Source organism: Haloterrigena salifodinae (genome assembly GCF_003977755.1).
Lineage (GTDB): Archaea > Halobacteriota > Halobacteria > Halobacteriales > Natrialbaceae > Haloterrigena > Haloterrigena salifodinae.
On sequence record NZ_RQWN01000008.1, the window covers coordinates 39,628 to 51,335 of the forward strand.

Annotated in this window: 12 protein-coding genes and 1 pseudogene; 10 read left to right on the forward strand and 3 right to left on the reverse strand. The window is 52.4% G+C overall.

What is annotated here, in order from left to right; translation table 11 throughout:
- Window positions 1-71 precede the first annotated feature (71 nt).
- From EH209_RS23215 to EH209_RS23225, 3 genes and pseudogenes are all read left to right on the forward strand, one after another.
- A pseudogene (locus EH209_RS23215) lies at window positions 72-759 on the forward strand (IS6 family transposase); the annotation flags it as partial.
- Between the two features lie 25 nt (window positions 760-784).
- On the forward strand, window positions 785-1,189 hold the full coding sequence (locus EH209_RS23220; protein WP_126665173.1) for a hypothetical protein: 405 nt from the start codon (window positions 785-787) through the stop codon (window positions 1,187-1,189).
- 118 nt (window positions 1,190-1,307) lie between these two features.
- Window positions 1,308-3,695 (forward strand): DEAD/DEAH box helicase, encoded by a 2,388-nt coding sequence (locus tag EH209_RS23225; RefSeq protein ID WP_126665174.1) that lies wholly within the window; start codon window positions 1,308-1,310, stop codon window positions 3,693-3,695.
- Window positions 3,696-4,165: 470 nt separating this feature from the next.
- On the opposite strand, the gene EH209_RS23230 is transcribed toward EH209_RS23225, so the two are convergent.
- A complete protein-coding gene (locus tag EH209_RS23230; RefSeq protein WP_211338425.1) occupies window positions 4,166-4,417 on the reverse strand; it encodes a hypothetical protein in 252 nt (83 codons plus the stop codon).
- 193 nt (window positions 4,418-4,610) lie between these two features.
- On the opposite strand from EH209_RS23230, the gene EH209_RS23235 reads away from it, so the two are divergent.
- The 5 genes from EH209_RS23235 to EH209_RS25315 are packed head-to-tail and all read left to right on the forward strand — an operon-like array spanning window position 4,611 to window position 5,741.
- Window positions 4,611-4,841: a hypothetical protein gene (locus EH209_RS23235; protein ID WP_249038891.1), complete on the forward strand. Its 231-nt coding sequence runs from the start codon at window positions 4,611-4,613 to the stop codon at window positions 4,839-4,841.
- Window positions 4,838-5,131 carry a hypothetical protein gene (locus tag EH209_RS23240; RefSeq protein WP_126665175.1) on the forward strand — a complete coding sequence of 98 codons (294 nt, stop codon included), beginning with the start codon at window positions 4,838-4,840 and terminating at the stop codon, window positions 5,129-5,131. Before EH209_RS23235 ends, EH209_RS23240 begins: the two co-directional genes overlap by 4 nt.
- Window positions 5,132-5,166: 35 nt before the next feature.
- Window positions 5,167-5,364, forward strand: coding sequence for a hypothetical protein (locus EH209_RS23245; protein WP_126665176.1), 198 nt, complete (start codon window positions 5,167-5,169; stop codon window positions 5,362-5,364).
- A gap of 3 nt (window positions 5,365-5,367) precedes the next feature.
- A complete protein-coding gene (locus tag EH209_RS23250; protein ID WP_126665177.1) occupies window positions 5,368-5,595 on the forward strand; it encodes a hypothetical protein in 228 nt (75 codons plus the stop codon).
- Between the two features lie 2 nt (window positions 5,596-5,597).
- Window positions 5,598-5,741 (forward strand): DUF7563 family protein, encoded by a 144-nt coding sequence (locus EH209_RS25315; protein ID WP_449271926.1) that lies wholly within the window; start codon window positions 5,598-5,600, stop codon window positions 5,739-5,741.
- Between the two features lie 304 nt (window positions 5,742-6,045).
- On the opposite strand, the gene EH209_RS23255 is transcribed toward EH209_RS25315, so the two are convergent.
- Window positions 6,046-6,702 carry a DUF3800 domain-containing protein gene (locus EH209_RS23255; RefSeq protein WP_126665178.1) on the reverse strand — a complete coding sequence of 219 codons (657 nt, stop codon included), beginning with the start codon at window positions 6,700-6,702 and terminating at the stop codon, window positions 6,046-6,048.
- Window positions 6,703-7,109: 407 nt separating this feature from the next.
- Window positions 7,110-7,748, reverse strand: coding sequence for a hypothetical protein (locus EH209_RS23260; protein WP_126665179.1), 639 nt, complete (start codon window positions 7,746-7,748; stop codon window positions 7,110-7,112).
- 607 nt (window positions 7,749-8,355) lie between these two features.
- On the opposite strand from EH209_RS23260, the gene EH209_RS24880 reads away from it, so the two are divergent.
- Window positions 8,356-10,764 (forward strand): HTH domain-containing protein, encoded by a 2,409-nt coding sequence (locus EH209_RS24880; protein WP_249038892.1) that lies wholly within the window; start codon window positions 8,356-8,358, stop codon window positions 10,762-10,764.
- Window positions 10,765-11,076: 312 nt separating this feature from the next.
- Window positions 11,077-11,589: a hypothetical protein gene (locus EH209_RS23270; RefSeq protein ID WP_126665180.1), complete on the forward strand. Its 513-nt coding sequence runs from the start codon at window positions 11,077-11,079 to the stop codon at window positions 11,587-11,589.
- Window positions 11,590-11,708 lie beyond the last annotated feature (119 nt).

The following is an 11,708-nucleotide window of genomic DNA, read 5'->3' on the forward strand; positions in this document are numbered from 1 at the left end:
CACGTAACCGGTAGTGTCTAGTCAACGAGCGAGCAGTTCTTGGAGTTGGCTGTCATGCACACCAAGAACCGCTCACCGTTACGCTCGAACCCGATCCGCTTGACTATTGGGCTGAGGAAAGCACCGCGAGCGCTCTGAGGGCGCTCGCGGTACGGCTTCATGCGTCAGGACTTTCGCTTCGTGAGACGGTTGCTGCTCTCGAAACGTTTGGCGTCACTCGGTCACATCAAGCGGTGTTTCAGTGGGTGCATCGGGTTGCAGAGGAGACCCCGAACCCGCCGACGGCGAAGCCGTCGCGGGTCGCCGTCGACGAAACGACAGTAACAATCGGAACCGAGCGACATGGCTGTACGCCGCGATCGACGTCGAAACGAAACTCCTGCTGGATATCTGGATTTTCCCTCGACGAGGAACGGATCCAGCGGCCGAGTTTCTCGGCCGACTGGCCGAGAAACACGACCTCTCGGGGGCGACCTTGTCGGCGGAATGGGTTATCTGACCGCGCTCGCGCGGCGTGATCTACGCGGTCACCTGGATTACGTCGAACGAAATTTGATCGAGAAATAGTTCCAGACACTGGTGATGCGAATCGACCGGTTCCATCAGATGTGGATGGGGCGAGCCAGCGCTCAGCGCTGGCTCACCGCCTTCGTCTACTATTACAATACACAGCGACCGAATCAGGCGCTCGATAACCGCACTCCCGCCAAGGAAGTGATAAACGGATGGCTAGACACTACCGTGCCGGAAAAGTTATAATATCTCTCTCACCACATATTTGCAGATGAATTGGAATCCAAGCAGGGATCGCTATAACTACGAGCACCGAAGCGACTCAGCGTTCCAAGTTGGCGAGTCAATGCCAGGGACCGTCGGAGATTCAAAAGGAACCGTTCATGACCGGCAAGGTGACCAGCCTGCTATTGACCTCAACAAAGTTGAGAAGGTGAGCGTCCCTGGTGGCAAAGCTAAGCACAAAGTGAAAGCGGAGGAAACGGAATCACCTTCGGACCTCCTTGGTGAATGTCTCAGCGTCAAAATCGAGGGTAAACAGAATGGAACACCGTACGCAGTTTGCAACGATCACCAGATCCTAGTTCCAAACAGCACAGTTGGTAATACTGTCATGGTCACCGTCAAAGAACAGAACGGCCAACTGACCGGCCAGAAATTCCAACTCAAACTCTAAGCGACCACGAACTATTCATCCTTCAGTACCCCTTCCCCTCCACGAGATTGATATCCACTCACCTTTAGGGGTTCAATCCCATTTACCGTCTTATAACCAGATACAACAATAATCCATAATGACAGACCTTCTGTACCACGCTATCAAGGCACACGAACCCAAACATTCCCAACTTACCGCCTACAACCGTCTGGAGTTCCTGCTACCAGACAGCACCGAATCGTACGACATCGATGGGAGTGAAATCATAGAAAAGATAAAAGAACTCACTGAGGAAACGTCAGGTCCTCTCAAAATCCCCCTCCATGAACCCAATAGCGCGGAATTATCTGGGGAGCACGTCGAGTTGGAGGAAGCTCTGATGGGTGACTTCCTCGTTTACAGGAACCCGTCGCGAGGAAAGGGAACGTCGCAAGGAAAAGCCCGCGAATCGGTACGAACCATCTACAAGACACGGATTGGACAACGTCTTCGCTTCTGGTCAGACAACTACGAACCGCCATCCACGCCGAGTTATGCCATCGAACCTTCCACGATCATTGACGAAGATAGTCCTCCTCAAGCGACCCCAGTAAGTCCTCACTCCAAAGAGAAGGAAAACAAGTGGTTTAGAGAACTGGAAGACTTCGTGAACACACTTGAAAGTCAAAGCCGTGAAGAGAATAAGGAGGCATACCGGAGACAGCAGTTCTATCAATACGCAGATAAACACGGCGGAATACCAGAAGCCGTCTCGCTAGGCCGTCACGACCACCCAGATATCGGTGAAGTCTACGAGTTCGTCATCCCAGCTGAAGACGAAGACGATCCTGAGCCTATTGACCCTGTTGATGAGTTCGACCTATATCCTGAGATGGAGGTGTTGATTGATCCACTGGGTGAATCCCAGCAGGGTAGTGAATTGGCCTCGGCGATACGAGCCAAATTCGAATACTGGGACACAGATGACCGAATGATTGCATTCTCGACATTTGATACTGGCTCTAAGAGTACAGACTATGTTCTAACCGATGATTCAGAAGTCTTTCAGATCGTAGGCCTACTCAATCGAGTCCCATTTAACCGTGAGAGAGAAGCTATCAAGACCAGTCAACAGGATTCTAGACGAAACAACATTCTGCTAGGGAAAACTACTCTGGACTTCACTTCCAAGTATTCCCTCAAAGTCCAAAACCTGACAGTCTGTGACGAGGACAGCGACGGTGAGACGACTCGTGAGCGATTCTATGACCCAGGAAGTGATGATCCTGTTGTTGGTGGTGTGAAACTCAATGAATTCCAAGCTGAAGCTGCTGAACGTGCTCTCCGAGCAAAGCACGTCTACTGTATCCACGGTCCACCGGGGACAGGGAAAACTCGTACACTGAATGCGATTACGCGACAAGTCGTCGCCGAAGGTGGAAGAGTTCTCGTCTGCGCTCACAGTAATTCAGCCGTCGATAATCTTCTCGTTGGGGATTCCACTCTCGAGAGCATAGAAACTGGGAGCCTTCACGAACTGGCACAAGATCCAACATGGAACCTTGATGTTTCAATCGCCCGGGCCGGGTCTGGATGTGAGAACAAAGTTGTGGACAAGCACTATGTGGGGGAAAAGCCAGGGAATGCGAATATCGTTGCCACAACTGCAAGCGCCGCTGCAGACTTCGATAAAGACGAGTTCGATATCGCGATCATTGACGAAGCAACTCAGGCAAATATTCCATCGTCATTGATCCCATACGTCTGTTCAGAGAAGATAGTCCTCGCAGGCGATCACAAGCAACTTCCCCCATACAAAAGTACCGAGGCTGAAGAACGCCCGATCCGGGTATCGCTGTTCGAGCATTTCCTCGCTATCTACGATTCGGGCGTTCGAACAATGCTCCGGCGTCAATACCGGATGAATGAAGAAATCGCTGAGTTCCCCTCTACGACTTTCTACGGTGGGGAATTGCAGACTGATGAAATAAATAGAATGTGGACAGTACCTGATGAACCACCTCTGATGGGCATCAACGTGAACGGAGAAGAAGAAGATGCAGGAGTAAGCAAAAAGAACTCTCGGGAAGCTAAGGTTGTAGCAAAGCGTGTGAAAGATCTCCGTGAAAAGGGAGTTCCAATGGGATGTATTGGAATCATCACAACTTACCGAGGTCAAATTGACACTATTCAAGATATCCTTGACGAGTATATTGAGGAGTCCACTCGCTTCGTAACCATCGATACTATAGACTCGTTCCAAGGAAGTGAGAGAGAAGCTATCATTGTATCATTTGTCCGGTCAAATGATACGGGAGAAAGCGGATTCCTAACGTTTCCTGAAGAGGGGCCTCGTCGATTGAACGTAGCGTTGACCCGTGCGAAGAAACACCTCACGCTAGTAGGTGATTTTGAGACCCTTGGAAAAACCCCGCACTACAAAAACGCGGATAATGATTGTAGTGATGTCTACCTTGCACTTGCAGAGTCACTCCGTAACCGTGAGATGATGGTCGAGCCATCGAAGCAAGTGAAGTCAGATTGATTACCTAGTAGGTACGTCCTTCCGGTTTCTGGAGCCAGAACGAGCTGAGATGGGCCCAGTTTTCTACTCTCACCGACCAATCCTTCGCGCTCTTCGATCTTAAATCAAGATAAACGCTCAATACTGCAGGATAAAGATAGGTGTCGAAGGTAATCGCCTGAGTTTGAACGTGCCGGCTACATCGCTAATTCGGATGCGAGCGTTTCAAACTGGTCGCGCTGGAGCTGCCGCTTCTCCTCAGAGTCGGGATATTCGATGACGGATCCTGAATAATAAAGGTAGGATGAGCGAGGTCAGAAGCCCATCCTTCGGCTTTTGCCCTATAAGCAGACAAGTGCCCGCTTACAGGGTCAGACCCTCCTACTGCTCACCGCACTCCCCCTCGGAAATGCACGTTGCACGCGCTCGAGCGACCTCTTCGAGTTGGGCCTGAATCCGCTCTTCTGGCCATTCGTCTGTTCGCCCGGACATTATTCGTCACCGTACGCGCATCCGCCTCGGTGGCTCGCGAAGTCCTTACGACCAGAGAGGATCTCTCGGCCGCAGTCTTGGCAGCGGACGTAAGAGGAGCCCGTGAGGGTTCCGTACTTGTCGTACTCAGGGAACGGGCCTTCCCACTTATCGCTCGTTTCGATAACCTCACAGTCACCAGCGGCTTCTTTGACGGTAATCTCGCTCTGTTCTTCGAAATCGTCTTTAACGTCAGTCGTGTAGGTCGACATGGTTGTTCTGTCCAAGACAGCCGACCGCCGCGGTGTCACAAGCACCGGGGCGATTCTCAGCCATGATAATCATCCTGAGCGGCCGGTCTGTCCTTACTCAATACAATAAGACCTAATCACTTAAACTTACCGTAAGAAGTAAGTCATACTCAATACAGTAAGACATAAGCCACTGGACGTTACCATATAAAGTATGAGTGTGGACAGTAAAGCGGCGTCCATGACCGAAGGTCGAGGACTGCTTACCGAAGCAGAACGCGAAGCGATCGCCGGCGAGCGGTCTGATTCGTACCGCTACAAGACTCGTGCGTACTTGCGGAATCGGCTTGAGGAAGTAGAGAAAGATGTCGACGTCCTCGAGGAACACGCTCCCGAGCTACTCGAGGATCTTCGCGAAGCCGTCTGCGAAGGTGACGACGAATGAGCGACTGGATTTGTCCCGCATGTGGTGGTGGGTTCCCTGACGATCGGCTCGTAAACGGAAGTGCCTGTCCGTGGTGCCGCAAAGACTTCAAAAATCAAGGCTCGAGTTCGGGGAACGCCGAGTGCGATATTGAAACCGATGATCAAACGGCTGCGCTCTTGACGCTGGCAGCTGCTTTCTATCAATACAACCTACCAGACGACTGGGGCCGAATATCTGGAAGAGATGAAGCGATCGATATGGTTCACGATATACAAGCACGTATCCGTTCGGGCGAAGACGGTCTGTAACCGTCTGACGCGCGTCTGACCCACACTCATGGGTAATGAGCACGCAATCGCTGCGCATGGGCCGCGTCAACGCTACCGTACGTGACGAACATCTTGCGCAACTCGAGCAAGTCAAAGAATCGGCAGACAGCGATATCTCAGACGCCGAAGCCGTCCGACGTATCTTCGACACTGCGCAACGAGTGGACGAACTTGAGCGAGAGTTACGCAACGTTCAGGCAACCCATGAGTAAGAGATGGAAGAACTGTGCAACGAGTACGAGGACCGTATCGCAGAACTCGAGACTGAAGTCGAACGATTGCGCAACGAAAAGCGCACGCTCATCAACGACCGCGAAGAACGGACTGAACTCGTCGAATACGTCCAAGAAGAACGGAGTCTCTCGAAGCAGAAGGCCCAGGCTGGGATCATCACACGCGCAAAGTGGTTCTTGACTGGGATGCCAGCCAAGGAGGCGGAGTAACTATGCCCGAATGTGAAGAGTGCGGAGGGTTCGTCACTCAAGACTTTATTCGAGTGTTCGGCATTGGCGGCGAGGTACACGGCTGTCCCTACTGTATGACCAATCGAGAATTAGGGGACGGTGAGGCAACCTCGAGGACCGAGTGACCGACAACGATTGCGACACCGGAGGGCTCAAGTAAATATTAATACTATTATATATCCTCGGAAGTTATCGGTGTGCATGATTTTCAATAATATTCTGGTAGACTTTCAGTCATACCGTCATATTTATCGTGGTGGGGAGAGTAAATACTGATACCGATAAAGCCGTGAGAGGTCAATGACCTCGCAGAGATGTGAAAAGCATCTCGTCTACTGGGTCCTCGAATTTCGATAGTAAGTCCGGCGATCCAGTGGGCAAGCGGGTGGGAGGCCAATCACGGTTCGGCATTTTTACTCCTGAGAGGCATCATCGATCGTAGTTGTAGAGATCGTTCTCTAATTGAACCAGTGATGTCTCGCTACACGCAACAACGCGATCTCTGTCGATCGTATCAAGCCAGTTTGTATCGCTTTTGTGATCTTCTGCGACGGCCCCAGCAAAGCAATCAGCCGCTTGAATCCCCAGACTGTTGTGAGAACTGTTGTATTTCGGTTTTGATCCCGGAACGAACTCTTCGATATGGCTGACAATATCGTCTGACTGCTTCTGTGAAGCGACGTGATCGAATTCAAATGATATTCGGTGTTCATCGTGAGCTCCGTTTTCAAACAATATCTCTCCGTACGCGTATCCCGTAAGTGCAAGATCCCAATCAGGCGGGAAGCAAACATCTTGATAGAGCAAATACTGATTCTCGAGCGTCTGCATCTGTTCCCGGGTGAATTTGGCATATCCAAACTCGACATCGTCGTTTCCAGCAATACAGTCTATGAACCGTCGCTTTTGGGTATCTGTGAGATCGCTCCACTTCGCTTCATCCACGTTAGATATCTTCCGGACCGTCTTCTTGGCACACCGTCCGGCTTGTATGAGATCACCGAACACGACTCCTACAACGACAACATCACAATGACCTTGGATCATACTGCGAAAATGGCCAGAAACATCACCGAATCCCTGCATTTAGTCACACGGGTAATCACACCAGGCTGATATAAACCTGCCGGGGATGGTTTTATCACCATACTCAATTACCGGATTGCCAGCGATCTGGGGTGACGTTCCTCCAGATCGCCACAAACGCCCATTGAATCGCACAACCACAACCTGTCTCGTTGTGTTTGCGAGGAGGATGAGGAGGCCTGTCACCGGGTTTTCGGGGAAAGCCTGGCAACGACAAGTACGACGAGAGTAGGGAATGGTAGTCTCAGGGGCTGCTCGAACGCCATGTCGGGGATGGCTACTACCCCCTTTGCTTCCACCATTGGACGAAGTCAGCGGAGGAGTTTGACGTGGCGATCGACGAGTACGAGATGCCGATCCCACTCGAGGGTTGTCCCGTCAGCGGTCAGGACTAACAGCGATATCTGTTATTCTTCATCACTCTCTTGCTCCAGCGAGCTAAACTGTGAGAGGTGTACTTCTATACCGGGTTCATCATCGGACAATTCTGCATCCAATTCTTCGAGACCACCATCACGCGCTTCCAGGAGATACTTCATAAGAACCTCAGGAGCCAATTCACCAGACTCGAGTTGGTTGACTGCCTCACTAAGGGTTAGGTCGTCAAGCTCGTCGTAGGTTGGAAGTTCGCCTGCCAGCTCAACATCAACTGTAACAGTGGCATCGGAGACCATCATCCCTCGCTCAGTATACATTGATCGCACAGCACTCTCAACAAAGTGCTCAACAACCTCTTCATCTGATGGGCCTCTATTCTTGTCTGTTAGTCCAAGAAATAGGAATGTGAGTGCATCAGTGAGATTATTGTATACCGAATATCGCTCCTCAAGAGGGACATCCTCAGGATAATCATCACTAAATACCTCTTGGCGGAGTTCCTGAGGCAACTGTGACTTTAGTACAGATAGGTCAACTACTGCGTTCCGAGTTCGCTCTATAATCGCTTCTTTTCGCTTATGCTGCGCAGGCGCTGAACGATCATCTGGATTTTCGAGGTAGTCACGATCTGCGGTTGAAAGGATTCCCCGTGGCCGATCTTTAACCATCGTGGTTAAATACAACACCAGAATGGTTAAGTAGCTTGCTATCTATGTATCGAAGTGAGAGATGAGCACGGCTACCAAGAGTCGGATTCCCTGCAGTCGGGACACGCGACGGGAACTCAAGTCACTCAAACGAGGCGGTGAGCGATACGAGGATCTTCTTCAGAAGATGATCGATTAGTATCAACCTCGTCGGCACGATTAAGTTCCCGCATCCAAGACTATGCAGATAGTTGAATCGAACGACGCCGGGAGCGCGAAAGTCTGCCAGGACCTCGCTCCGTTCGGCGTCGAAAGGCGGGTTAAGCGAAGGCGCGGGATAGGCCTTCTATCTGGACATAGAACGTCCGGGTTGAAGACTCTTACTCCCTGTGTGTTCGCTTCGGTTTGCCCACGTTATGGGCCATGAACGCCATAAATGGACGGCACGGGCACGATAGGCAGCAAGCATAGCGCGGATAGCAGCGGCCTTGAGCTATCCGAACAACCACCGGTCGATGCCAACGTAATCGTTCGGCCAGACACGTGGACTGTCTCGAGTATTCACACCGAGCTATTCGAATCAGCCAATGTGAACGCGTCACTTCTCAAGGCGATCCGAGAGGTAGCAATGGGACTGACGCCACGGGAGTTCAACGACTACCTCAAGGAGATTGGAGTCACGGCACTTCGAGGTGCCTACCGATCGTTCTGTATCGAAGTAGCAGACGGCAGCGTAAATGCAGAACTCCACCTTCCAGAATATACTCGCCAACTCGGTACGGGACACTCCCCGCTTGGACCGGGCTTCTCGTCTGAAGAAGAAGATATCCGTGGTGGAGCACTCCCGATTCTTCGCGAGGCCGATGAGACGCTGACTGTGGCCGTCGTGATCGACGGGGACTTCACCGATCCCGATGAGACGAAGGCGAGTTATCGGAACGAGGTTATCTCGTTCATCGTCGACCTCGCGAGTGCGTGTGATGTGACGCTGGTTGCAGAGAGCCAGATCGTCCGGACGTTCTTGTGGAAGTACCACCGCGACCAACTCCCGGCCAGCGTTGAATCTCAATACAATCCCTCCCGTCGGGATAGGCTATCGTCTGCCGAGATAGATGAGAAGGTGACCGCCGCGGTGGACGAACTCGGCGAAGACAGTAAGCCGGTGAAGTACCTCCGGATGCTCAACGATGAGGCGTCCCAGACCCTCACATACGACGATTTCGTCCGTGAGACTCGAGTATCACGTGAGACCGTTCGCTACCACGTGTCACAGAAGCTCGTCCCTCTTGGACTCGTTGACCGGACTGAGTGGTATGGAGAGGCAGCGATCACGCTAACCCACGTTGGAGAGGAGTATCTGGACGTAATCACCCGACAGAGTCGACTTACGGAGTGCGTTGAATCAACCCCAAATAGTAGTCTACAGGGCGTGTGCACCCAGCCGCCTCAAGATTGTGGTGAGAAGGCGGCACCTTATCGAACTGAGTACTACAGCCGGGCCAAACACGCCGCTGCGGCAGCCAGCGCAACAGAGAACGGCATTAGCTTGGTGAAGGAGCCGGCGGACTGGGGCAAGAACGACCGAATTAGATGGGTTAGCTACGACGAAGACAAGGACGAAGCAGTGGTTGCTGTACGAGCCACCGGAGAGTACGAGTACCTGGTGGGGACCGCATTAGCGTTGAGCCACCCGAAGTTGTTGAACAAGGCACTCACGGTTAACCGTCTCGAGGAGATCGTTGAGGAAGTTCCTGACGGTATCCTTCGGGACGCTCGTAACCTTGGTATCTCTGATGAGGCACTCGATAATCCGAGTGAATTCCGGGACGCTATTGTCGCACGTGGTGAGGAGATCGAGGACCTCACGACGAAAGCAGAGAACAGCGAGCAGCGTTCGGCGATCCGTGGGAAGATCATGCGCTGGTCGCACGGTCTTGCCAGTGCAGTAGTCCATCTCCTGGATCTCGCCGGCGTTGACTTAGTCCGTGAGATCCATCTGCCAGAAAAACTCGACGCTGGCCGTCACTACGAACCACTTGCTGAATCCATTGCGCGTTCGGCGGCAATCCAGTCGACGTACGCGGATCATTACGTCGGCTACCGCCAGCTGTACGAGGATCGTGACGAGAAGCGCCAGCGTGCTATCATGCCAGAGATCGATGCAAGTACTCCCGTTGGCTCGCTCATCGGTTCATTTGTCATCCGAGGGAAGGACGTCCACCGGTTCGCGCCAGTCCTTAAGCAGCGTCTCGAGAGGCCTGTTGAACTCCACGAAGACGCACCTGAGTTCAACATCGAGATTCCTGTTCGGGAAGAGTGTGGACGTGAGGCCTTCGAGGACGTCACTGCACGGATCCTCTGGCAGAAAGGGATGCATCCAACTCAATCGGTCGTCTCGCTACTCCACGGACTTGTGGGAAGTCCCTACGACGCTGCTCAAGCACTCTCCAAACTCGGCAACGAGGACGCCACTCGAGAGATTCGTCCCGATGAACTCCGATACGGCTTGGCGACGCTTGGGCCTGTGCGAATCCTCCCGGATATGGCTCCGTCCGTCTCGTCGATCGTCTACACGCTGCTATGTGCGGAGAAGCGTCTCCCGCAGAAGGAGTTAGCAGAACGCGCTGATGTATCCGCACAGACGATTCGGAACCACCGGGACAAACTCGAGGCGCTTGGACTACTCCACGCTGGCGAGGACGGCTACAGGCTACTCCTGTCGTTCCGGACTCGCGAAGAGCGACAGAGTCCAGTCACGCCGGAGTTCGTTGACATGGAGTTCATGGTCGCGATCGACGCACTCCTGGAGGGAACACTCCCACCAGGACGTTACGGCGACCCGGATGATCCGATAGGTGGCGTCCTGTTCTGGCCTCCAGAAACGTGGATGTTGCTGAACAATGACCGTCTATGTGAGTGGACGAAACTCGCAGCGGCACTCACGGGCACGGAGATTTCGGAGCTTGTGGAGACGGTGACGATGGGGCCGGAGATTGAACAGACAGCGATCACTGAACCAACAGAGGCGATTGCATGAGCACGGACCAAGCGACGTTGGATGCGTTTGACGACCTCGAGGACTGAGTGACTGAGTTGTGACTGTCGAGCGTGAGAGACGGGAGAATAACTCCCCGGCATAGCTACACATATATATCATTGGATAAAAACCCGTATCCCCCGTTTTCGGGCGGCTTAGGCTTTTTACCCTGATCACCACCATCGTTACCGGCAGCGGTGTGGGTGTTGTTGATGACGCAACTTGCGGAATCTCGGTCTAAAGCCCCTAATGTGGACTCGAAGATTGTTTTGTCAAATGAGATTTAGGTACAGTGTCCGATGAAACACACGCATGACACCCACAACGGGGATCATGATGGCGATGGTACAGAACGTCATTTACGACGTACTAAAGAGCTGCGCTAGTCTTGCTTGGACCCATCTTGGTCGGTCGCTTTCAAATCCCCCTCGGTGGCTTGAGGACAGCGCATGTGCATATACTCACCAACTCCTCGAGTCAGATTGCACCTCGTCGGCGCTTGGTACGCTGAAACGCTGGGCGAAAATCAAGTATTCCGGCAGTGTCATTAGCTGGTCGGATGACCATCCCATTCTCACCGTTTCGATCGACGACCCTGAGCAGGTTGATCCAAACGGCATTGAGGAGTATTTCGAGCAGAAGGAGATTCAAGTCAATGTCTACGGCGATTATGACACCCATCTGTGGACAGTCTTTGTGATGGGGGACATCGACGATGTCCGGTCAGTCAATAGGCACATCAGTCACGCCGTTGAACGGAACCGTCTCCGATCAGGGCAAACAGGAGTCACTCAACAAAACCTCTCTGCCAATCTGGCAGATTAGACAAATATAACGCTATCTGTGCTGTAATTTGGAGATTTGCTCGAGTTTGGAGATTTGCTCGAGTTTGGAGATTTGCTCGAGTTTGGAGATTTGCTCGAGTTTGGAGATTTGCTCGAGTT